General features: G+C 69.4%; 20 protein-coding genes. 12 read left to right on the forward strand and 8 right to left on the reverse strand.

The window, feature by feature from the left end:
• Positions 1-205: 205 nt before the first annotated feature.
• Complete coding sequence (locus tag JX005_RS10740; protein ID WP_214467492.1) at positions 206-2635, reverse strand: family 43 glycosylhydrolase; 2430 nt, start codon at positions 2633-2635, stop codon at positions 206-208.
• Between the two features lie 229 nt (positions 2636-2864).
• Positions 2865-3878: a LacI family DNA-binding transcriptional regulator gene (locus JX005_RS10745; protein ID WP_214467493.1), complete on the reverse strand. Its 1014-nt coding sequence runs from the start codon at positions 3876-3878 to the stop codon at positions 2865-2867.
• A gap of 123 nt (positions 3879-4001) precedes the next feature.
• On the opposite strand from JX005_RS10745, the gene JX005_RS10750 reads away from it, so the two are divergent.
• Entirely contained in the window at positions 4002-5039 is a 1038-nt protein-coding gene (locus JX005_RS10750) for a LacI family DNA-binding transcriptional regulator (protein WP_214467494.1), read from the forward strand.
• 50 nt (positions 5040-5089) lie between these two features.
• Here JX005_RS10750 and JX005_RS10755 read toward each other — a convergent pair whose 3' ends face one another.
• Together JX005_RS10755 and JX005_RS10760 are read right to left on the reverse strand one after the other, a co-directional pair.
• Positions 5090-8017: an immunoglobulin-like domain-containing protein gene (locus JX005_RS10755; protein ID WP_214467495.1), complete on the reverse strand. Its 2928-nt coding sequence runs from the start codon at positions 8015-8017 to the stop codon at positions 5090-5092.
• A 138-nt stretch (positions 8018-8155) separates the two neighbouring features.
• Positions 8156-8539, reverse strand: a complete 384-nt coding sequence (locus tag JX005_RS10760; protein ID WP_214467496.1) for a hypothetical protein — start codon at positions 8537-8539, stop codon at positions 8156-8158.
• Positions 8540-8732: 193 nt separating this feature from the next.
• Between JX005_RS10760 and JX005_RS10765 the strand changes: the two genes are divergently transcribed.
• Positions 8733-9227: a hypothetical protein gene (locus tag JX005_RS10765; protein WP_214467497.1), complete on the forward strand. Its 495-nt coding sequence runs from the start codon at positions 8733-8735 to the stop codon at positions 9225-9227.
• Between the two features lie 46 nt (positions 9228-9273).
• Here JX005_RS10765 and JX005_RS10770 read toward each other — a convergent pair whose 3' ends face one another.
• Positions 9274-10464 (reverse strand): glycosyltransferase, encoded by a 1191-nt coding sequence (locus tag JX005_RS10770; RefSeq protein ID WP_214467498.1) that lies wholly within the window; start codon positions 10462-10464, stop codon positions 9274-9276.
• Entirely contained in the window at positions 10461-11036 is a 576-nt protein-coding gene (locus tag JX005_RS10775) for a TetR/AcrR family transcriptional regulator (RefSeq protein WP_214467499.1), read from the reverse strand. The genes JX005_RS10770 and JX005_RS10775 overlap by 4 nt, the downstream gene beginning before the upstream one ends.
• A 153-nt stretch (positions 11037-11189) precedes the next feature.
• Between JX005_RS10775 and JX005_RS10780 the strand changes: the two genes are divergently transcribed.
• The 3 genes from JX005_RS10780 to JX005_RS10790 all read left to right on the forward strand — a co-directional run bounded on the left by JX005_RS10780 (position 11190) and on the right by JX005_RS10790 (position 15157).
• Positions 11190-12065, forward strand: coding sequence for an SMP-30/gluconolactonase/LRE family protein (locus tag JX005_RS10780; protein ID WP_214467500.1), 876 nt, complete (start codon positions 11190-11192; stop codon positions 12063-12065).
• A gap of 89 nt (positions 12066-12154) precedes the next feature.
• Entirely contained in the window at positions 12155-13258 is a 1104-nt protein-coding gene (locus JX005_RS10785) for an FUSC family protein (RefSeq protein WP_214467501.1), read from the forward strand.
• A 9-nt stretch (positions 13259-13267) separates the two neighbouring features.
• The gene (locus JX005_RS10790) at positions 13268-15157 is read left to right on the forward strand and encodes a BCCT family transporter (protein WP_214467502.1); all 1890 of its coding nucleotides are present in this window, start codon (positions 13268-13270) and stop codon (positions 15155-15157) included.
• 18 nt (positions 15158-15175) lie between these two features.
• On the opposite strand, the gene JX005_RS10795 is transcribed toward JX005_RS10790, so the two are convergent.
• Together JX005_RS10795 and JX005_RS10800 are read right to left on the reverse strand one after the other, a co-directional pair.
• Positions 15176-15745: a TetR/AcrR family transcriptional regulator gene (locus JX005_RS10795; protein WP_214467503.1), complete on the reverse strand. Its 570-nt coding sequence runs from the start codon at positions 15743-15745 to the stop codon at positions 15176-15178.
• Positions 15746-15776: 31 nt separating this feature from the next.
• Positions 15777-16646, reverse strand: a complete 870-nt coding sequence (locus JX005_RS10800; protein ID WP_214467504.1) for an SDR family NAD(P)-dependent oxidoreductase — start codon at positions 16644-16646, stop codon at positions 15777-15779.
• A gap of 73 nt (positions 16647-16719) precedes the next feature.
• On the opposite strand from JX005_RS10800, the gene JX005_RS10805 reads away from it, so the two are divergent.
• The 7 genes from JX005_RS10805 (at position 16720) to JX005_RS10835 (ending at position 23133) form a co-directional block, all read left to right on the forward strand.
• Positions 16720-17079, forward strand: a complete 360-nt coding sequence (locus tag JX005_RS10805) for a DoxX family protein (RefSeq protein WP_214467505.1) — start codon at positions 16720-16722, stop codon at positions 17077-17079.
• A gap of 68 nt (positions 17080-17147) precedes the next feature.
• Positions 17148-17726, forward strand: coding sequence for an isochorismatase family protein (locus JX005_RS10810; protein ID WP_214467506.1), 579 nt, complete (start codon positions 17148-17150; stop codon positions 17724-17726).
• A 33-nt stretch (positions 17727-17759) separates the two neighbouring features.
• Entirely contained in the window at positions 17760-18278 is a 519-nt protein-coding gene (locus JX005_RS10815; RefSeq protein ID WP_214467507.1) for a hypothetical protein, read from the forward strand.
• 35 nt (positions 18279-18313) lie between these two features.
• A complete protein-coding gene (locus JX005_RS10820; protein ID WP_214467508.1) occupies positions 18314-18571 on the forward strand; it encodes a DUF8691 family protein in 258 nt (85 codons plus the stop codon).
• 47 nt (positions 18572-18618) lie between these two features.
• Complete coding sequence (locus JX005_RS16390) at positions 18619-21273, forward strand: winged helix-turn-helix domain-containing protein (RefSeq protein ID WP_214467509.1); 2655 nt, start codon at positions 18619-18621, stop codon at positions 21271-21273.
• 52 nt (positions 21274-21325) lie between these two features.
• On the forward strand, positions 21326-22120 hold the full coding sequence (locus JX005_RS10830; RefSeq protein WP_214467510.1) for a DUF2306 domain-containing protein: 795 nt from the start codon (positions 21326-21328) through the stop codon (positions 22118-22120).
• Positions 22117-23133, forward strand: a complete 1017-nt coding sequence (locus tag JX005_RS10835; protein ID WP_214467511.1) for an NAD(P)-dependent alcohol dehydrogenase — start codon at positions 22117-22119, stop codon at positions 23131-23133. Before JX005_RS10830 ends, JX005_RS10835 begins: the two co-directional genes overlap by 4 nt.
• Position 23134 lies beyond the last annotated feature (1 nt).

Below are 23134 nucleotides of genomic sequence, written 5' to 3' on the forward strand. Positions count from 1 at the left end.
GGCGGGTGGCGTCTGGGTCGGGACTCGTTCGGCGCGCGAAACGCAGCGAGCGAAGAATGGATGCGTGGGACAACGGTTCTCTCCTTCATCGAGGAAGTCGTGCGGCGCCTGTCACGTTCCGACGGCGCTGTCGAGCGGGCCCGTCGGAGCATGGGTCCGCGGGCGGAGGGGGTGGCGGCCCGTTCGGGCCGCCACCCCTGTTGCGTCAGCCGCAGCTGTGGGCTGCGTGGGCCGCTTCGACGGAGCCCGTGAGGGCCTCGCCGCCGACCGTCGCAGTCACGGACACCGCCGCGACCCCGCCGGGCACAGCGGCGAGACGCGTCGAGAACGCGTGCGAGACCGACTTGCCGGCCGCGATCGTGACCGAGGACTTCGATCCGAACGCCGTGGTCACCGAAGCGACGACGGGAACGTCGTCGGCGTTGGTCACCTTGACCGTCAGCACCGACTTGCCCGAGACGCAGCGCGAGGCCGTCTCAGCCGTGACGTCGAGACTGCGCGCGTCCGCCTCGGCGAACGACCACGTGTCGAGCTCGAACAGGTCACCGCTTCCGCCCCGGTAGGTGAAGAACACGTCCTGCGTGCCCGTCGCCCCCGAGAGGTCCGCCGTGAGCTCGGTCCACTCGCCTGCCGCACCGGTCACCGGGATCGTTCCGATGACGGCTCCGGTCTCGCTGCCCGTGCGGACGTCGATGGATCCACCGGCCTGCAGCGGCTTCACCTTGACGGTGACCTCCGCCGCGCCCGCGTCGCCGAAGGCGACGGAGGACAGCGCCGTCCAGTCCCCGTTGTCGATGTCCTTGACGACGAGGTTCGGAGCCGTCGACCCGAACTGGGCCGAGGCGCCGGTCACCTTCTGGGTCGCGATGCCCTTGCTCCAGCCGAACGTCTCGGCCTCGAAGGTGCGGAACGGATCGAAATCGTGCACCTGCTCCACGCCGGCGTAGTCGCCCACGACCTGCTGGATGGTGCCGTCCTCGTTGAAGACCAGCTCCTGGATGTGCGGGCTGCGGTACCCCTGCGTCGTGTTGCCGTTGATCCGCTTGTTGAGCGTCGGAGCGTGGTACGTGAAGTAGTACTTGCCCTCGAACTCGAACACCGACTGGTGGTTGTTTCCACCGGTGCCGGCACCGAAGAACTGCGACTGGTTCGGGAAGAGCAGGCCGACGTACTTCTCCTTCGGGAAGTTGGTCGGGCTGTCCGACATCATGTACGGGATCTGGCCCCCGCCCGGGTACCCAGGCAGCGGGGTCTGGTTGCCGCCGAAGTCGTTGCCGCCGAAGTGCGACGAGTACGTCAGGTAGTACGTGCCCTCGCGCTCGAACACGTGCGCCGCCTCGAAGGAGACAGGCGTGTCGACGACCATCGCGGAGCCCTTGGTCGTGACCATGTCGTCCTCGAGCTCGATGACCCGGATGTTCTTCGGGTTGTTGTACCGCTCGGCGGCGGGCATGCTCGTCGACGCGGGACCGCCGCCGAAGTACAGGTAGTTCTTCCCGTCCTTGTCGACGAGCGGGGCCGGGTCGAACTTCCAGGCCACGTCCTCCGCGCCGGGCGTCGAGCCGTTGATCAGCGTGCTGCTGCGCTCGCTGATCCACGGGCCGAGCGGGCTGGCGCCCGTGATGACGTTGCTCGAGCCGCCGCCGTTGGCGTAGTAGAGGAAGTACTTCTCCTCACCGTCGACGACCTTCTTCGCGAACCCGGGGGCCCACGAGTTGCCGGTGAACGGAGCCACGCCCTGGGGTCCTGCCACCTGGATCTCTCCGTGGTCGGTCCAGTTCACGAGGTCTTCGGACGAGATCAGCGTGATCTGGTTGATGTTCCCGTAGTTGATCGCGGGAGAGATGCCCGTGACCGGGTCGGGTGCATAGCCCTGCGTGTCGTTCGTCATGAACATGTACACGCGGCCGTCCTCGGCGTAGCCGAAGCCGTCGGCGCCGAACTTGTGTCCGATGAGCGGGTTGTGCTCGCCTGGGACCTTCCCGACGACCTCGATCGTCTTCGAGGGCGGGGGCGGCGGCGGCGTGCCGATCAGCGAGACGTCGTCCACGATGAAGTCCATGAGATGCGTGTCCGGGGCGGTCGAGGGATCGCTGGTCCACGGCGTCTCGATGAACAGCCGCGCGGTCGACACGCTCTGCCCGGCCGGGATGGTGAAGGTGGAGTTGATGTACCCCCACTGGCCGCGTGCCGGAGTCGTGCTCGCGAGGTTCGTGTAGGTGCCGCCGCCGTAGTGCATCGTCGCGAAGAACTGCTTGGTCGCGGGACTGCTCGGGTTGTCGTACTTCACCCGCGCCTTGATGCTGTAGGTCTGGCCGGCCTGCACCTTGCCGCTCAGATCCTGCATCGGACCCGAGCCGGTCGTGGTGCGGCCGCTCACCTTCACGGCGGACTCGCCCGAGAACGCGTCGTCGACGATGGACAGCGTGCCGCCGTCGGTGGCGTTGCCGTTGTTGACGAACCAGCCCTCCACCCCGCTCTCGAATCCGCCGTTCACGATGAGCTCCTCGTCGGCGGCGGTGGCCGGAGCGGCGAGCCCGCTGACGATGAGCGCCGTCGCGGCGACAGCCGCGCCTAGGACGCCTGCCATCCTGCGGCGCACGGCCGCACGATGTGTCATCTCCCTGGTGGTCAAGGTTTCCTCCTCATTGATCGATCAACCTTGGTCCGCCTGCACCGCTTCGTCAGCGGGGGGAAATGGGGGCTGGGCACTGGTCTCCCCTTGCCTCAGGTCTGCTGGGCACTGCTGCGTGCGTCCCGACCCCCTTGGCGGATGCTTCGCATGTTAGCGGTCACAGCAGGCGGTCACAAGACCCAATTGTTCGCGCTATCAAACTGGTAGACGGTCAGAGGTGCCTCGGATATCAGCTCGCGCCGAGCGGAGCGGCGGTGCTCTGCCGCACGACCAGATGCGCACGCACGGGCGGCGACACAGACGGTGGGATGCCGCGGCCGGCGTCGATGAGAGCGGCGACCGCCCACGTCGCGAGGTCGTCGACCGGCGCCGAGATCGCCGTGATCGGCGGCGCGGCGTGCGCGGCGTCGAGGTGATCCTCCAGGCTGATGACGCTGACGTCGTGCGGCACTCGGAGCCCACGCTGCCGGATCCCTCGAACGGCCCCGAGCGCGAATGAAAACGTCGGTGCGACCAGCGCCGTGCACCCGGACAGGGCGGTGATATCAGCGCCGATCCGGAAGCCCGCCTCGGCGGTCGTGTCGGCGGGGATCGACCGGATCGTGACTCCGCCCGTCGCCGACCCGAGGGTGGAGTGGCCCGCGTGCTCCGAAGCGCCGAGAGCGATCGTCCGGTGGCCGAGCTGCACGACGTATCTCAGCGCAGCGTCCATCCGTTCGCCCGGGTCGGCGCCGAGCGCCAGCACCGGCCCGACCCCGCCTGCGGTCGAGTCGCGGGACGGCGAGGCGTGAAGCAGGGCGAGCAGCCGCTCGTGGATGAGCTGGTCGCCCCCGAGGAGGACGGTGCCGGCGGCTCCCGGTTCGGAGGCTCGTGTCGCCGCGTGAGACAGGGACCCTTCGTCGGACGGGTCCACGCCGACGAGGGTGACCGCGAACCCTGCTCTGCGCGCCTCCCGGGCGAGGGCTTCGACGAGCCGTGCCGGCTCGCGCCAGTCGTGTCCGGCTGACGCCACCAGCGCGACGAGCCGAGGGCGCGGGCCGCACGACAGGACGCGCGCCGACACGTTGGGCTCGTAGCCCACCCGCGCGGCGATGCCGAGCACGCGGCGGCGGGTCTCGTCCGTCATGCCGTCCAGGCCGTTGAGGGCTCGGGAGACCGTGGTGTGCGATACGCCCGCCGCCTGGGCGATGTCGTAGATGGTGGGACGAGAGGCCCGCTCCGGGGCATGCGCGACCGGACTCATCCGTCACCCCGAGCAAGCAGGTTCCGGCCCCGACGCGGGACACGGGCGGCCATCGGACAGCGGCATGCGGCGCGTCGGGGATAGAGTCGCCGTATCCCCCGGCGCCGACCCGAACAGACTCGGATGGAACCACCTCCCACCTCGCACCCGAACCCGCATGTGACGATGCAGGATGTCGCGGACCGAGCCGGTGTCTCGGCGCAGACGGTGTCGAACGTCGTCAACGGCCGCACCGCGCGTGTCGGGCCCGAGACGATCGAGCGCGTCTCCCGTGTGATCGACGAACTGGGCTATCGGCTCAACCAGAGCGCGCGGTCGCTGCGGAAGGGCCGCACGGGCATCATCGGCCTCGGCGTGCCCGTCCTCGCGTCGGAGTACTACGGTGAGCTCGCCGAACGCCTTTCGCGCAGATTCGCCGAGCGCGGCATCCGTCTCGTCACGGAGAACACCGGTGGAGCGATGCCGGCCGAGGTGGAGTCGCTCGCCGCGTCGCACCTCGAGACGTACGACGGATACATCCTGGCGATCGCGGCCAGCGAGTCGGCCGACCTCAACCGCATCCTGCCCACGAAGCCCATCGTGCTGCTCGGCGAGCGCGCGTTGTCGAGCCGGTTCGACCATGTGCTGATGGACAACGTCGGCGGCGCGCGATCGGCGACCGGCCACCTTCTCGACCGCGGGGCACGGTCGGTGGTCGCTCTCGGCGGAGTCCGCTCCGGACCGGAGTCCGTCCAGACTCTGCGCACCCGGGGCTACGACGACGCGCACCGGGAGCGGGGCCTCGAGGCTCGCCCCGAACTGATCCTCGACGCCGGTCTCCACATCGCGGACGGCTACCGGGCGATCACCGAGCTGATCAACCAGGGCGTCGAGTTCGACGGCGTCTTCGCGCTGACGGATTCCAGCGCGCACGGCGCTCTGCGGGCGCTCGCGGACCGGGGCGTCGGGGTTCCCTCGCAGGTGCAGATCGTCGGCTTCGACAATGTTCAGGCCGGCGCCTACACAATCCCCCGCCTCACGACCATCGAGCCCGGCAACGATGAGATGGCCGACGAGATCGTCAGCGTCATGCTCACCCGGTTGCAGTCCGGCCCGCCGTCCGGCGACCGGCGGCGCATCATGGTGCCGACGCGACTGGTCGTGCGCGAGAGCACGCGCTGAGGGGGTGCCCCGGTGGGGAGCCGCATGACGCGGCCCCCCACCGGAACCGATCACCGTGTGCAGGACGCCGCCTCGTACGCGACGTCGTACACCGACTCGACGCTGTCGCCGCCGCTGCCCGCCGAAACGGTCGCCGTGACCGACCCGGCCGGCACGGTCGCAGCGCGCGTCGTGAACACCGACGCGTGGCTCTTGCCCGACACCAGCGCACCGACCTGCTTCACGCCGTAGTCGGTGTCGATGCGCAGCGCGATCCGGCGGTCGTCGTCGTTGGCCACGACGACCGCGAGCACGACCTTGCCGCCGACGCAGCGGCTGGTCACGTCGACCGATGCCGCCACGGCAGGCAGCACCTCGAACGACGTCGTCGCCTCGGAGCCGAGCAGGATGTCGAACCCGAGGAACTCGGCCATGACCTCCCGCGATCCCTCGGCGAGCCCCGCGGGGATGGTCGCCGATGCTTCGCCGCCATCGAGGTAGACCGTCTCGGACCAGTCGCCGAGACTGAACCGCACCTGGCCGCCGGTCTCGAAGCCGTCCGCAGCGGTGACGGACGCCGTCACCGCAGCGTCCTCGTCGGCCCGGATGTCCTCCGCCGAGACCTCGACGGTGGTGGCGACGTCCTCGTTCGGGATGCCGCGGATGCTGTTCCACTCGCGCAGCGTGATCGGGATCACGGTGCCGTGACGCGGACGCGGAACACCGGCATTGGTCATCGTGATGGTCTTCGGCTGCCAGGTCTGCGCCTCGATGTCCGCCTCGCACGCGGCCTGGTACCCGCCGCCGTTGGTGTAGCGGTCACCCCACAGGTAGAACTGCCCGGGGCAGGAGGTGTCTCCAGGGTTGGCCTCGAAGATCACCGGACCCTCGTACCCCGCGTTCGCCTGCCACGTCGTGCGACCCAGCGCGGGTGCGATGAGCTCCCACGCATTGATGTCACTGTCGAGGAAGTCGGTGTGCTTCTCGGAGAAGATGTCCGACCCGGCGTTGCCCGCCTCGTTCTTCGTGACGCGGTAGTACTCGTCGCCGACCTTGATCGCCGTGGTGTCGATCCGGGACTGCGGTGCGGGGTTCTGCCACACCTTCGGCTCCGAGAACGTCTGGAAGTCGCGCGTGATGTTGTACCACATCTGAGCGTTGCCCTGACCGGTCCGGTTCAGCGGGTCGTTCCACAGCGACTGCGCCCAGAAGACCGCGTAGGCACCGATCTCGTCGACCCACAGCGACTCCGGAGCGAACGCGTTGCCCGCGTTGTCGGGAGCCACCTTGACGTGACGCTGCGGCGTCCAGTTGACGAGGTCGTTCGACTCGAACACCTCGATGTACTGCGTGTCGTTGATCGCGTAGCCGCCCTGGTCGTACCAGTTGAGGTCCGTCGCGATCATGTAGAACGTGTCGCCGTCGGGCGACCGCACGATGTGCGGGTCGCGCAGGCCCTGGTCACCGAGCTGCGAGACGAGCGACGGCATGCCGCCGGTGAGTCCCGTCCAGTCGAGCGCCGTGTTGCCGTTGGACGTCGCGAACATGATCTGCTCGCCGTCGGCCATGCCCTCGCCCTTGAAGTAGCCGAGGAAGTACCGCTCGTTCTCCTCTTCGCGCGGAAGCGGCTTCACGACGACGTCGAAGGACTTCTCGACGAATGCCTCGCCGTTGGTGACCGTGGCGGTGAGCGTGCCCTCGACATCGGCGTTGCCGTAGGCAGGGCGCGTCACCTCGCCGGTGGGCGAGATGAGCTCGGTGCTGGACTCCCACGTGATGGTCGACCCCCAGCGGCCTTCACTGGGCAGCTCGATGTTGCCGCGGACGTCATCGGTCGCGTAGAGCTCCAGATCCATCGCGTCCCGGTCGGCGGAGTGCGATGCATCGAACTCGGCGAGCACCGTGATCGGGATCTCGCGCACCGCGACGGACTCGCTCCCCTTGCGCAGGGTCGCGGTGAGCACCGCGCTCGCGTCGGGAGCACCGAGTGCGGGGCGTGTGATGACGCCGCGGATCGGCACCTTGCGCGCACTGTTGGCGGTGGGCGGGTTCACCACCTCGATGACGGACGGGTCAGAGGACTCCCACGTGATGGAGGATCCGGCCTCGTCGCCGAGCTTGGGCAGCTCGAGGTCTTCGACGATCGCGCTCGTGAGTCCGAGGTCGAGGGCCGCGGCATCCGCTTCCACTCCCTCGTCATTGCCCTGCGCCGCGCGCAGCGCCACCTCTGCGGCACTCAGTCCGCGGTCGTAGACGCGGAAGTCGGCCAGCGTGCCGCGGAACGAGTAGTTGCCGGGCACCTGCGAACGCGCGAGGAAGTTGCAGTTGGTGCCGGCGGCGTTCACCGACGGCGGCGTGGTGATGGTCGCGGACTGCGCGTGCTGCACGCCGTCCACGAAGAGGGTGCCGGTCCACGACGTTCCGTTGGCGTTGGGCGTCTGCGTGTAGGTGACGTGCTTCCACACTCCCTCGGGCAGACGCACGCGGTTCTGCTGCACGTTGACCGACCCCGCAGCGACGCGGAGGCGCTGCGTGTTCGACGAGAACAGCTGGCCCTGCTGGCCGGTGGCGGCGTCGCACGACGCCTTGTTGCCGAGGCTCCAGATCTGATGCTCGCCGACGTTGGCCGGGTCGATCCAGATGTCGTAGTCGACGGTGATCGCCTGCATGCCGGCCGTCAGGTCGTTCGGCAGCTGGACATACGCGCCCGTGAGCGCATCGGCGTACTCGTCGGGATTGAAGCGGATGCCGCGCCCCGCCGGCTCCGCCCTGTCGGCGTTCACCAGCGTGGCGTCGGCTGCCGCGCCGGCACTGCCGGTGTTGGCGACGCGGGTGCCCGTCGTCTCTTCGAGCAGGAACTGGTGAACGAGGCCGTCGACGACGTCCTCGTACACGGGATCGGCCGCGGCCGGCGTGGCGACTGTGACGCCGACGCAGAGAGCCGCCGTCGTCATCAGTGCGGTCAGCCGACCTCGTCGAGCGGTGATGGGGTGGGGCATGTGAGGGACACTCCTTCGTGCCGTTGTCGAGTGGTGTTCGATCGTGCCGTGCCGATGAGGTTTATCCATCAACCTTGGGCTTGATGGGAATGTTAGCGATCACAACGGCGCTTTGCCAAGAGGCAGTTCCGTGCCCGCTCAGTCCGCGGCGGTCACGGCGGCGCGATCCCGCAGCGATTTCTCGGCCGAACCCGACCCCCCGCCGGCGCCCCAGAGCGGGTAGATCACGAGCGTCAGCGCCATCACAGCGGCACCGGCGGCGAGCGTCACAGCCGTCCATGGCGAGTCCGGCCGACGCGCCATAGTGCGGCGGATCAGCGCCACGATGGTCACCACGCCGACGATGATTCCCCAGACGAACAGCACCCACCCGGCGATGAAGGCGATGCTCGCCAGGGCCTCCCCCGCGAAATGGGAACGCCACAGCAGGTCGGCGACGGCGAGGCACGACATCGCGGCGACCGCGAGCACGAGCGCAGCGGCCGCACCGACGGCGGTGGCGGATCTCTCGCGCACGTCCACGACGCGAGTCTAGGTCTGGGGCGGGCACCTGCCCCGGAAAGGGCGGCTGAGTATGGCCTCAGGATTGGCGCGCCGCGGCCCATCCTGTCCCTGGACGGGCGTATGGTCAGTCGGGTCCACGGAGATACCGTCGGGCAGGTGAGCCGGGAAGTCTGGTCGGCACTGTGTCAGCGACACGACGGAAAGGTGCATCATGACTGCGGATCTCATCGTCCGGGGTGACCAGCTCCCCGTTCTGCTCCCGCTCGCCGTCGTTCAGGCATCGGGCGCCGACTCGCCGCGCGCCCTCGTCTGGGGACTCGACCTCCGCGATGAACGGTCACGCCACGCCGCGCAGAAGCGCCTGCGCCAGGTCTGCCAGGAAGTCGAGCGTGTCGCAGCGATCTACCCGCGGCTGACGCATGTGCTCGTCGCCTATACCCACGGCGGATCGCTGCCCGAAGGATCGTGCCTCGGCAGCGCTGCCCAGGCAGCGACCCGGATGCACTCCACGCTCGAGCGCACCCGCGGCCACTCGATCGACGTGGTCACCCTCGACGTGACCGGCTGGGAGGACGGCGAGCTCCTGCGCGACCGCGTCCTCGAGACGGTGACGACGGCTCGGGATGCCGCGGGCGACGTCGCGCTCGGCTGGCACGACATCGTCGACACCTCCATTCACGCGGCTGCGCTGCGGCAGTTCTACTGATCCCCGCTCGCGCCCCGGATTCACCGGGCTTCGCAGGCTCCGAGCGTCAGCGCACACCCTCGAGGATGGCGAGCGCCGCACCGGTTCCGTCTTCGCCGGCCATGGCCTCCGCCGCGGACGCTACCGCCGCGCGGTGATTCGCGACCGCGGCCAATGCCGCGGCGAGCCTGCTCGCACTCAGTTTCCGCTGCGGAATCGGGGCAGGTGCCAGCCCGCTCGCGTGCAGCTGCTCTCCCCAGAACGGCTGGTCCGCGATGAACGGGACCACCACCGAGGCCGCCCCCGCGCGCGTCGCGGCGTGGACGGTGCCGATCCCACCGTGATGCACGGCCGCGTCCGCGAGGGGCAGCACTGCGTCGTGGTCCACCGAGCGCACCGCGAGGGTGTCGTCGCCGCGCAGGTCGGCGGGGAGCTCGAGCCCACCCAGCCCCGTCACGAGCAGGGCTCGCGCCCCGTGCTCCCGGATGCCTCGAACGACCTCGCGTGCACGCGCTATCGGGTCACCGGTGGCCATCGACCCGAAGCCGGCGTAGACGTAGCCGCCACCCCGGATGAACTCGGCCACGTCCGGCGAGAGTGCCGCATCGGCCGGCGGCGAGCGCCACGGACCGGTGAGATGCACGCTGGACGGCCAGTCCGCCGGCCGATGGAGGATCGCCGGGCTGATCGGCATCAGCGTCGCCACAGGCGGGCCGGCGTCGCGGATCTTGACTCCCGTCAGGGCGGAGACCTCCTTCAGGTCCGCACGGAACATGGCGGAGCTCGCTGCTGCCGCCCGGTACGTGAGCCGGTTGAGGAAGCCCAGGTCACGCGTCGTGGTGCCCGCTGCGGGGAAAGCTCGGGTCGGCGTCATCGCCGGGACGATCTCGACCATGACGTGCGGGATGCTCAGCGCGTGCGCGACGAGCGGCGCCGAGAGGATCTTGGGATGGGTGACGAGTACGTCGGGCCGGTACTCCAGCGCCGCGCGAGCCGACTCTACGATCACCGCATGCATCACCGGGCGCACCACGTTGCGGTACGAACGCAGGGCGGCGGCGATCGAGACGCCCTGGTCCTCGATCATCCGGCTGTAGTCGACTCCCATGCTGACTGTGTCGACACCGGTGAGATCCGCTCCGGAGTTGTCCGGCGCGACAAGACGGACCTCGTGCCCGCGTGTCGCGGCCCGGCGCGCCAGGGCGGCGAACGGCTCGACATCTCCGCGTGAACCCGCGGTCGCCAGCAGAAGTCTCACGACCGGCTCCCGTCTGCTGCGACGAACAGCCCTCGTGCATAGATGTCTGCCAGCGGCTGCGCGACGCGACCGATGCCGCTCCGTGCGTCGCCGTCGGCCCAGCGGGCCAGTTGGTGGGCGAGGAAGAACGGGGCGACGCCGAGCATGACCACGGCGGCCGCCTGCGCCTCCGGGTCGGCGGATCCCCGCATCGTGCCGGAACGCACACCCTCCGCCACGGCATCGCGCGCAGCGTCGAGCAGCTGATCGAACAGCGCATCGGCGGCCGCGCCGGGTTCGCTGAGCATCCGCGCGAGATAAGGTCCGAACCGATCGGTCGCCTCCGCCAGGACGCCGCCGACGGCACCCGCCTCCCGTTTCGTCTTCACGAAGCGGATGACGCGGCCATCGCACTCCCGCCGGAGCCCGTCCTTCCCACCGAAGTGGTGGACGACCAGCGCCGGACTCACTCCGGCCGCCTCAGCGATCGCCCGAACCGTCGAGGCGCGGAAGCCCTGCGCTGAGAACAGCGTCATCGCGGCGCCCACGATGCGGCCGCGAGCAGTGATGTCTTCGGTCAGGGCTGAACTCATGTTCAGTATCCTGATCGATTGTTCATTCGCCCGCAAGACGGCGAGGCTGCGAGATCCGCCTGCGGGAACCCGTGCGAAACTACAGCGCGGCGCATCACCAGCCTCATGTAACCCGCACCACGATGCAGCGCCGAGCCGAGGAGGGCGCAACGAATGAGCCCAGGAGCGCAGCTGCTGCCTGATGGACCGGTGGTCGAGCGACTCGCGACCGGGGCTACGTGGAGCGAAGGGCCGCTCTGGATTCCGGACGAACGCGCCGTTCGCTGGAGCGACATCCCCGGAAATCGAATCCTTCGGTGGGATGCCGCGACCGGCGTCGCCGGCGTTCACCGCACTGACGTCGAGTTCACCAACGGCCGGCTCCTCGACCCCGACGGGACCGTCGTGCAGTGCTCCCACGGTCTGCGACGGCTCGAGCGCGAGCACCCGGACGGCACCACCACCGAGCTCGTCGCCGACTGGAACGGCCACCGTCTGAACTCCCCCAACGACGTCGCCCGCGCTCCGGACGGGTCGTACTGGTTCACCGATCCCGACTACGGCATCGTGCAGCCGAACGAAGGACACCCCGGCGAGCACGAATACGGCGACTGCCGCGTCTTCCGCTGGTCGCCCGTCGACGGGCTCACTTCCGTCATCGACGACATCGACCGCCCGAACGGCATCGCGTTCTCGCCGGACGGGCTCACCGTGTACGTCACGGACACGGCTTCCGGTCTCGGTGACGGTCCCGGACACTGGATCCGCGCGTACGACGTGACGGGCCCCCGAGCGAGCAACGGGCGGCACTTCGCGACCATCGACGCCGGTCTGCCCGACGGCATCGCCGTGGACGTCGAAGGCCGCGTCTGGTCGTCGGCCGGCGACGGCATCCACGTCTTCGACGAGGAGGGGACCGAGCTTCTCTTCGTCCCTGTCCCGGAAGTCGTCGCCAACGTGTGCTTCGGCGGCGACGACGGCACGGATCTGTTCATCGCCGCGACCACGAGCCTCTACCGCCTTCGCACGTCGACTCGATCGCCCGGTTAGGTCCAGCGCGGCCGCGTACTCGGTCACCCGCGTCCGGCAAGATCTTGCCGACCCTCGGCGTGCACAGCCGCGCAGGCGAGAATCGACTCATGACTCCCCCAGTGATGACGGCGCCGGCGCGGTGGCTGCGGGCCATGACCGAACCGGGCCGGCTCCTGCTGGCACTGAAGACAGGGATTGCTGCCGCACTGGCCTGGTACCTCGCTCCGCTGCTGCCGATCACCGACGACCAGTACTCGTACTATGCGCCGCTCGGAGTTCTCGTCAGCATGTACCCGACGGTCGCGGCATCCGCTCGCTCCGGCCTGCAGGCGATCATCGGCCTGGCGATGGGAATCGGCCTGGGGCTGCTCGGCGTCGCGGCGCTCTTCGCAGGAGTGCCGGGCGTGCTCGCGCTTGCCGCCGTGGTCGGCGTGGGCGTGCTGTTCGGCGGAGTCCAGGCCCTGGGTCTCGGTCGCGACTGGGTGGCGGTCGCCGCGCTGTTCGTCCTCCTCCTCAGTGGTGGTGACACCGAGGACTTCACTCTGTCGTACCTCGTGACCATGGCGTTCGGCGTCGTCATCGGCGTGCTGGCGAACTTCATCATCGTGCCGCCGCTCTATCTCGAGCGGGCGAGCAGGCGGCTGTCCGAGCTGCGCGACACCCTGAGTGCGCTGCTGGAAGCCATCGCCGATCACGTGGCGGCGGGAACGGTGGACGCCGAGGCGTTCGATGAGGCTCTGGCGGAGCTCGACCAGACGGCGACTGACGTGCGCGTCGAGGTCTACGAGGCTGACGAGAGCCGGAAGGTGAACCCACGCGGCCGACGTCACCGCTCGAAGCCGGAGGAGAATCTCGCCCGCCTCCGTGCACTGGAGCGCACGGTGTTCTACGCACGCGAGTTCGCAGATGTCCTGGAGACGCTCGCCCATGCGAACGATGTGAATCTCGGGCGTGATGTACGCCCTGCCCTGGCCGAGGCGATCCGGACCTGCGCCGCTCTGGTGGCCACCCCGGTACACGCCGATGACTCGCCGACGCGTCTGGAGGAGGCCAACGCGGCACTGGAGCAGTACCTCGTCGCACTGACCCAGGCGAGCGACGGAGAGGCGGCGATCGCGGCACACGAACTCACCCCCGCGGCGTTCCTGCGTCGGACCATTGACGCGTCGGCACCGTTCGTCCGCACTGACAGCGCGGAGGCGCCTGATTAGGGTGGAGTGATGACCACGCAACGGCCGGCGCGTGCGCCATCCGGCGGACGAACGTCCACGATCAAGCGATGGGTGTTCTGGCCGGCCGCGGTCGTCACGCTCGCCTTCAGCGGGTTCGCGCTGGTCGCGCCGCATCTCGCCGAGGAGTTCTTCGGCGCCGTGCAGTCGACGATCGTCAACGCCTTCAACTGGTACTACGTGCTGATCGCGGCATTCTTCGTCGTCTTCGCACTCGTCATCGGGCTGAGCAGGTTCGGCGACATCCGCCTGGGTGCCGACGACGACAAGCCCGAGTTCTCGCTCGGCGCGTGGTTCTCGCTGCTGTTCGCGGCGGGAATGGGAATCGGACTCGTGTTCTACGGCGTCAGCGAACCGCTGAGCCACTTCGTCCAACCACGGCCCGGCGTCAGCGGAACGCCCGAGCAGTTGGCGCAGTCGGCACTCAGCCAGACGTACCTGCACTGGGGCGTGCACGCGTGGTCGATCTACGTCGTGGTCGGTCTGGGGCTCGCGTACGCGATCCACCGGCGGAAGCGGCCCATCTCGATCCGCTGGTCGCTCGAACCGCTTCTGGGCAAGCGCGTCGAGGGGGCATGGGGCAATGCGATCGACGTCGTCGCGCTCGTGGGCACGCTTTTCGGCGTCGCGACGTCCCTCGGGCTGGGCGTGCTGCAGATCAGTGCGGGCCTGGACGCCGCTGGCCTGTTCGAGCCGACGGTCCCCGTTCAGATCGGCATCATCGCCGTGATCACGGTGCTGGTGCTCGCGTCGGTGCTGTCGGGCGTGACCAAGGGCATGAAGTGGCTGTCGTCGTTCAACCTCATGCTCGCCGGCCTGCTCGTGGTCTATCTGCTGGTGTTCGGCCAGACGGAGTTCCTGCTGCGCGAGTGGGTGCAGTCGATCGGGAACTACATCCAGAACTTCATCGGCCTCTCCTTCAACGTCAGCGCCTTCCAAGGCGCCGCCGGTGAAGCCTGGCAGGCGGCCTGGACGTCGTTCTACTGGGGATGGTGGATCTCGTGGGCGCCGTTCGTCGGCATCTTCATCGCCCGCATCTCGCGCGGGCGCACGGTGCGTCAGTTCGTGGTCGGCGTCATCGTGGTGCCGACGCTCATCACGATTCTGTGGTTCAGCGTGCTGGGCGGATCGGCGCTGTTCATCGAACTGACCACGCCGGGCGCCCTCACGCAGCCGGACGGCACCGTCAACCTCAACACGGCGCTGTTCCAGATGCTCGAGTACATCCCCGGCACCCCGGTGCTCACGATCGGGGTCATCGTGCTGATCACCGTCTTCTTCGTGACGTCGTCGGACTCGGGTGCGCTCGTGATGGCGATGCTCGCGACCGGCGGTCAGATCAGCCCTCGCCGGTGGGTGCGGGCCTTCTTCGCGCTGACCAGCGCCGTCCTCGCCATCGCCCTGCTGCTCTCCGGCGGCCTGCAGGCGCTTCAGACAGCCGCGATCATCATCGCGCTGCCGTTCAGCGTCGTGATGCTGCTGATCTGCTGGTCCACGGTCGTCGCCTTCAGCCGCGAGCGCCGCGCCTACGACCGGGCCGCCCGCGCGCAGTTCGTCGACCACATCGGCGAGTACTACGGCCTCGAGGTGGAGGAGCCGACCGCTCGGGGCGCGCTGCACGAGCCGTCCTGGATGCGGCGGATCGCCCGCCGCATCGGCCGGCTTCCCGACCCGCTGCCGCCGAGCCCCGGCATGGGGTACGCCTCCGACGGACCATCGCGTCACCCATCGATGCGAGCTCTCGAGGCAGAGAACGCGGAGCCCCCGGGCGTCCCCACGTCGGATGTGGACCGCGTGGTCGATCACGACCCTCGCGCCCTCGGCGACGTGGACGAGGTCCCCGACCGCGAGATCGACCACGGCGGCGACCCCCTGCGATAGCCGCGGTGGGGCGGCAGATCACACGGCCGGTGGATGCTCGGGCACGAGGGGAAGCAGAACCTCGAACACCCCTCTGAGCTCGTCCGCGTCGACGGGAGGCGACACCATCGACGCCCCGACCGCCACGAGGTACGGCAGCAGCGCGGCCGTTCGCGCTTCCTCGTCGCTCCCGACATACGGCCGCCAGACCTGCTGGAGCGCCGACAGCCGCGCGGCGTCGATCCGGCCCTGGACGGCTCGCACCTCCGCGTCCGAATTCGACCAGGCGCGCACCGCGACGTCCAGCTCCGGTCGATACAGGCCTCCGGGGGCGGGTTGGATGAGCTCCGTCAGGTGGCGGAGCACGCCTCGGGCGTCGGATTGAGCGGATGCCTCGGCGATCGCCCTCTCGAGCGCCTCGACAGACAGGCGCTCGAAGTACGCCAGCAGATCGCGCTTGTAGCCCTCCGCCCCGGCGAAGTGATGGTGGAACGAGCCCTTGGACAATCCCAGCCGCGCCGCGATCCGATCGATGCGCACGCCGGCGGCACCTTCCTCCACCAAGACGTGCAGTCCCTCATCGAGCCAGCGGTCCCGTGCCTTGCTCACCGTCGGACCATACCATTTCGTATGGAGACGCTCACGACGCCGTGCTCCGACCGCGCGAGCGGGGTTCCGCCCCGAGCTTCGCGACGAGCCCTGCCCTCCAACGCGCGGGGAGCAGAGCCAGCGCCGCGACCACCCAGGCCTCACGGCCGATGAGGTAGCGCGGTCTGGGGGTTCGCGCCCGCGAGATCGTCAGGACCAGCTCGGCGACGCGCTCGGGGGGCATGGCGTTCGCGAAGGCCCGGCCCGCCGCATCGAGGCTGCGGGCGAGCGGCACGGAGTAGCGCTCGCGCGCCTCGTCCGAGGCATCCGTCATGAGAACTCGAGCGCGATCGCGGCTCGCGTCGAGGATGCCGGTCCGAACGGCCCCGGGCTCGATCAGGCTGACCGTGATGCCGTCATGGCGCACCTCCGCGCGGAGGGCATCCGCGATCGCGACGAGCCCCGCCTTGCTGGCCGCATATCCGGCGCCGAACGGAAGGGCGACGCGCCCCTGGCCCGCCCCGATCAGCACCACCCGCCCGCGTGTGCGGCGCAGCTGCGGGAGGAGCGCCGCGACGATGCGCGCCGGGGCCGCGGTGTTCACCGCGAACTCGGTCGCGAGGTCGTCGGCCCGCAGCTCGACGGGGCCGGGGAGCGAGATCCCCGCGGAGCTGACGAAGAGCGCCGCTCCGCCGGCTTCCTCCGCAGCCGCAGCAACGCGCGCCGGCGCATCGGCCGTGCGGAGGTCGGCCTCCACGAACCGCGCGCGCTCCATACCCTCTTGCGCGGGTTGACCGGGCAGGCGGGTGGCAACCACCGTCCAGCCCGCCGCGAGGAGCGCGCGAACGGTTGCCGACCCCAGACCCGTCGCGGCGCCGGTGACGACAGCCACGCGGCTCGACGGGTGCGATCCGGTATTCATCTCACTTCTCCCTCGCTGCTCGGTTCGAAGGACTTCCGAACAACCATACCATTCCGTATGGTATGGTTTCGCCATGACATCGTTGCCTGACCCGGTCTGGCCCGTCGTCGTACTCGCTCTCATCCAAGTCGTCGACGGAGTTCTCTGCATCAAGCCCGCCTCGTTCATCGCCGCCTGCTTCGAGGGAGTGAACTGGCCGCGCCGGTACTGGTGGATGATGCCGCCGATCAAGTTCGCAGCCGCGGCAGGGCTGATCGCCGGGATCTGGATCCCGTACCTCGGCGCGCTCACCTGCGGTGCGCTCGTGCTGTACTTCCTGGTCGCGATGTCGATGCATATCGCCGCGCGGGACTTCGGGCGGAACTTCTACCTGAACGCGGCAGGGATGCTCGTCATCTGCGTCGCCACGACCCTGTTCTGCTTCGTGCTGTGACCGGATCGCTACGGTGTGTGGCACCTCTGCGCGTTGCACGGCGATGAGGACCTGACGAAGGTGAAGGCATGACCAACACAACCGGCTCAGCGCTGCTCGTCGTGGACGCGCAGGAGTCCTTCCGCCAGAGACCTGCGGACTGGGCGGCGACGGCCAATCCGCAGGTGCTCGACAACATCGCCCGCCTCGTGGATCACGCGCGCACCGTGGGCGACGATGTCGCGTGGATCACGCATGCCGAACCCGGTACGGCCGGGGTGTTCGACCCGGCTCTCGGCTTCGTTCACGTCGTTGCGGAGCTCGACCCGCGAGAGCATGAATTGCAGGTGACGAAGACGTCGATCAACGCGTTCACCACGACGAACCTCCACCAGCAGCTGACGCTCCGCGGGATCCGCCGAGTGGTCATCTGCGGAATCCGCACGGAGCAGTGCTGCGAGACGACCGCGCGCGTGGCGAGCGATCTCGGCTATCAGGTCGATTTCGTCTCCGACGCCACCACGACCTCCGGCATCGGCGCCGGGCCGGGGTATGAGGCGGTGACCGGCGAGCAGCTGATGCGGCGTACCGAGAGCATCCTCGGCGCTCGCGGTTTCGCGACGATCCTCACGACAGCCGACCGAGTGAGCAGCTCGGTGACTGCGTGACCTGCGCAGCGACACGCGAACCGAGGTGTCGACATGAGCCCTACGGACAGGTTGCCGGCACCCGGCGGCCCTACCACCGAGCCGCCGTTCATCGACGAGCACGCACGGCTCATCGAGGCATCGGCGGAGGAGGTCTGGCGCGCGCTCACCGCTCATCTCGCGGCATCCGACAAGCTGCCCGTCAGGGCTTACGTCGGGTTCGTCGGCGCTGACTCACGACGGGCGGTCGGCGAGTTCCCGCGGCTCGGCGGCACTCTTCCCGGGTTCGCCGTCACCGCGGTCGAGCCTCTCCGCGCGCTGACGCTGTCGGGTGAGCACCGGTTCTCTCGGTACACGCTGACATTCCTGCTGGAGCGACGGGATGCCGCAACCCTGCTTCGGGCGCGATCCCACGCCGCCTTCCCCGGCCTGCACGGACGCGCCTACCGCGCCGCCGTCATCGGCTCGCGCGCCCATCGGGTGCTGATGCGTGCGATGCTGCGATCCGTCGCGCGCCGCGCTCGCGCCGGAAGCCCGACGGTCAAGGCAGAGCGAGATCACCCGATGTGGTGATGCGCGCTCACCAGCCCGCGCTCTAGCGTGCGCCTATGAGTTCATCCGGCGGCCTCCGCAACCAGTACGCGATCCGCGTCGGCGTCCATCTCGACTCCCGCTGGGCGGCACGGTTCGACGGCATGACGCTCGCCGTCCAGAGCGACGGCACGACCGTGCTCAGCGGGATCATCCCGGATCAGGCCGCGCTCTACGGCGTCCTCCAGAAGCTGCGCGACGCCGGCGCTCCCCTGGTCTCCGTCGTGCCGCTCGATGGCGGGGCGCGCTCCGCCGACCGATCCCACCGAGCGTGACCACCTGCGCGGCACGCCGCCCGGCGTGAAGTCGGTATTGTGCTCATGTGTCCGGCCCGCTGCTCGCGACCAAGCTCCACGTCCCGCGACGCCGGGCGAACAGCGTGTCGCGGGAGCACTTGACGCAGCGGCTGGCCGAGCCGGCCCGGCTGGCGCTGGTCGCCGCCCCCGCGGGGTTCGGCAAGACCAGCGTCGTGGTCGAATGGCTGTCGACGCTCGGCCCCGATACGCACGTGGCTTGGCTGTCGTTGGACGAGCGGGATGATGAGACGACGGTCTTCTGGAGATACGTCCTCACCGCCCTCGACCGGGCCGCGCCCGGCATCGCCGCGGAGGCACTCGAACTTCTTACGGCGGGGGCGGCGGCTGACGAGGTCGTGGCCGCACTCGTGAACAGCCTCCACGCGAGCTCCGTGGACATCGTGCTCGTCCTCGACGACTTCCACGTCATCGAAAGCACCGCAGTCCACTCGAGCGTCGCGTATCTGGTGGACCATCTGCCGTCGAACGTCCGACCGGTGATCGTGACGCGCTCCGATCCTGCGCTCCCCCTCGCCCGGATGCGTGCCCATCGCGAGCTGACCGAGCTCCGCGCCGTCGACCTGCGGTTCACGCCGCACGAGGCCACGACGTACCTGAACGAGATGATGGGCCTCGCCGTCGGCGCCGACGACGTCGCCACGCTCGGCGAGCGCACGGAGGGCTGGATCGCGGCTCTGCAGCTCGCCGCGCTCTCGCTCCAGGGGCGAGATGACCCGACCTCCTTCATCGCCGGGTTCGCCGGAGACGACCGCTACGTCGTCGACTACCTCGTCGAAGAGGTGCTCCAGAGGCAGACGGAGGCGATGCGGTCGTTCCTCCTCCAGACGTCGCTGCTCGGGCGCCTCAACGGAGACCTCTGCGACGCGGTCACCGCGACGCCGGGCGGCGCTGGGCGGCTCGACACGCTCGAGAGGGCCAACGTCTTCGTGGTGCCGCTCGACGATCACCGCGAGTGGTTCCGCTACCACCACCTGTTCGCGGAGATGCTCCGTGCCAGGCTCCACGACGAGATGCCCGGACGAGTCCGCGACCTCCACCTGCGCGCGAGCGACTGGTTCAATCGCAACGGTCACCCCGCGGACGCGATCGACCACGCGCTCGCGGCCGAAGCGTTCGAGCGCGCGGCCGATCTGATCAAGGCGGCGATGCCCTCGATGCAGCAGCAGCGTCAGGAGGTCGCGCTCGTGAGATGGCTGGACGCATTGCCGCGCGACGTCGTGCGCGACCACCCGGAACTCGGCATCGGCTACGCCGGAGCTCTTCTGTCAGCGGGACGGACCGACGGTGTCGACCGCCTGCTGGCCGATGCCGAGGCCGCGGCCGGCAGCGCGACCGATGGGATCCTGGCCCTGCGCAGCGCCATCGCGCTGTACCGGGCTGCGCGGGCTCTCACGGGAGGCGACCTCCGTGCTGCGGATGAGCACTCCGCCGCAGCCGTCCAGCTGTCGGCGAGCGGAAGCCACATCAGCCGCGGTTCGTCCGCGGGGCTTCGGGGCCTCGTGCTGTGGGCGTCGGGCGATCTCGAGCGCGCGCGCATCAGTTGGGCTGTTTCGCTCGCCGAGCTGGAGCAGGCGGGGCACCTGTCCGACATGCTCGGCGGATCGATCGCCCTGGGCGAGATCCTGACCGCACAGGGACGACTCGCCGACGCGCACGAGGTGTACCGGCGGGCGCTCGAGCTCGGCTCCCGCGGGGACCCGCCGCTGCGCGGCACCGCCGACATGCACGTGGGCATGGCCGACCTGCTCCGCGAGCGCGGAGACCTCGAGGGCGCACACCGCCACCTCAGCGCTGCCGAGTCCTTGGGCGAGTACGCCGGGCTGCCGCAGAACCGCCACCGACGGCGCATCGTGAGGGCGCGGCTGCTGCAGGCGGAAGGCGATCCGGCAGCCGGCATCCCACTGCTCGACGAAGCCGAGCGGCTTTACACAGCCGACTTCTTCCCGGAAGTCCGCCCGATCGCGGCGATGCGGGCGCGCGCCCAGCTCGCCGCCGGAATGGCAGACGAAGCGCGCGGGTGGGCGCGTTCTCGCCGGATCACTGCCGACGACGAGCTGCACTACCTTGCGGAGTTCGATCACATCACGCTCGCTCGACTGCTGCTCGCCGAGCCGGCGGAGCCGGACGATGCGGGGACCGCACATCGCCTGCTCGAGCGGCTCCTGCTGGCAGCGGGCGGCGGCGGTCGCAACGGGGTCGTGATCGAGCTTTTGGTGCTGCAGGCACTCGCCCTCCAGCGACAGGCGCGAGGTGCCGACGCGCTGGCCACGCTTCGGAGGGCCGTCGATCTGGCTCGGCCGGAGGGCCACGTCCGTGTCTTCGCCGACGAGGGCGAGGGAATGACCAGGATGCTTGCAGAACTCGCGAAGCGCGACGGTGCGGACGCCTACCTGCAGCGCCTCCAGCGCGCCGGGAGAGGTGGGTCCACGCCGCCACGGCCCGCTCAGGAGATACTCGACCCGCTCAGCGAGCGCGAGCTCGAGGTGCTCCGCCTGCTCGCGAGCGATCTGTCGGGACCGGAGATCTCACGCCACCTCTTCATCTCGCTCAACACGGTCCGCACGCACACGAAGAACATCTACGTGAAGCTCGGCGTGACATCCCGGCGCGCGGCCGTTCACCGCGCGGGCGAACTGGGTCTGCTGAGACCGCCGCGATAGATCACCACATGTGGTGATGACCGGTCACCACATCCGTTCCTAGCGTTCGGGTATGAGCAGTTCCGCAAACACCCGCACACCGCCGACGAAGAGCATGCGCTGGCTGGTCCCGACCGGGCTCATCCTGCTGAGCCTCATTCCGATCATCTCCGGCTCGCTGCGGGTCACGGAGCTCGCGGGCGGTCCGGAGGTACTCCCCCACGCAGAGCGCTTCTCGGTGTTCCCCCTCCCCGTGATCACGCACATCGTGACCGCCGCACTGTTCAGCATCCTCGGCGCGTTCCAGTTCCTCCCCGGTCTTCGACGCGGCCGTCGCAGCTGGCATATGCTGGCCGGCCGCGTCCTCATCCCCGCCGGCCTGCTCGTGGCCCTCAGCGGGCTCTGGATGGCGGCGTTCTCCGACCTGCCCGCGGGCGACGGTCCCCTGCTCTTGGTGCTGCGGATCGTCTTCGGCACTTACATGGTCGTGAGCATCGTGCTCGGTGTGCGTGCGATCATCGGCCGCCGGTTCGCCGAGCACGGCGCCTGGATGACGCGCGCCTACGCACTCGGCGTTGCTGCGGGCACGCAGGCGATCCTGCTCATCCCCGTGTCGATCATCGCCGGGTCGATCCCCGCGTCGGCACACGAAGTCGTCCGCGCACTCGTGATGGGTCTCGCCTGGCTGGTCAATCTGACCGTCGCGGAGTTCGCGATCAGACGGCGCGCCCGTCAGACGCCCCGAAAGCGCCGCGCCGCCGCACCCGTTCGCACCTCCGTCCCCCGTCCATCAGCGTCACACCCCCACACACCCAAGGAGCACATCGTGACCAGTTCACACTTCACACCCGCCGAGGACGCGTCATGAGGGCCGCCGTGTACCGCCGCTTCGGCGGACCCGACGTCGTCCAGATCGACGAGGTCGCCACGCCCGAACCGGGACCGGACGAGATCCTCATCCGGGTCCACGCGACGACGGTCTCCGCCGCCGACCATCGCTCCCGTGCCCGCGACATCCCTCGCGGACTGACACTCCCCAGCTCGCTGGTCCTCGGATTCCGTCGCCCGAAGCGCCCTGTGCTGGGGATGGATGCGGCGGGCGTCGTCGCTGCGGTCGGAAGCGAGATCGACGAGTTCTCCGTCGGCGACGAGGTCGTGGCGATGCTCGGCAGTCGATTCGGCGGACACGCTGAGTACGCCATCGCGGCGAAGGGCGACGCGATCGTACACAAGCCGCGCGCCCTCGACTTCGCGGCCGCAGCGAGTATCGTCTTCGGCGGCATCACTGCCCAGGCGTTCCTCAACCAGGTCGACGTCCGGAAGGGAACCCGGGTTCTCGTCAACGGGGCATCGGGTGCTGTCGGTGCGAGCGTCGTGCAGCTGGCCGCCGCGGTCGGAGCTCACGTGACCGGGGTGACCAGCGCCGCGAACAGCGAAATGGTGCGCAGTCTCGGCGCCCAGCGGACGATCGACTACGCCGAGCACGACTTCAGTGCGGATGGGTGCGTCTACGACGTCGTCGTCGACTGCGTCGGGAACGCACCGGTTCGACGAATCCGCGCGAGCGTCGCGCGAGGCGGTGCGGTGCTGCTCATCGCCGGCGATCTCCGCTCGCTGCTCTTGGCGCGGCGCGACGCACGGCGGTACGGGATCACCGTCGTCACCGCTCCCGGCCGGTACCGGGCGGAGGATCTGAAGCACGTCTTCCAGCTCGCGGAAGAGGGAGTGCTGCGACCCACCATCGACCGCGTGTACTCGTTCGACGACATCGCCGAGGCCCACCGGTACGTCGACACCGGTCGCAAGCGCGGCAGCGTCGTCGTGCAGGTCTGCGAGGCGCTGGCGGCCGGCCCCTCTAGGTGCTCCACTAAGCGGGCTTAGC

This window comes from Microbacterium flavescens, from assembly GCF_018588945.1.
In the GTDB taxonomy this organism is placed as follows: domain Bacteria; phylum Actinomycetota; class Actinomycetes; order Actinomycetales; family Microbacteriaceae; genus Microbacterium; species Microbacterium flavescens.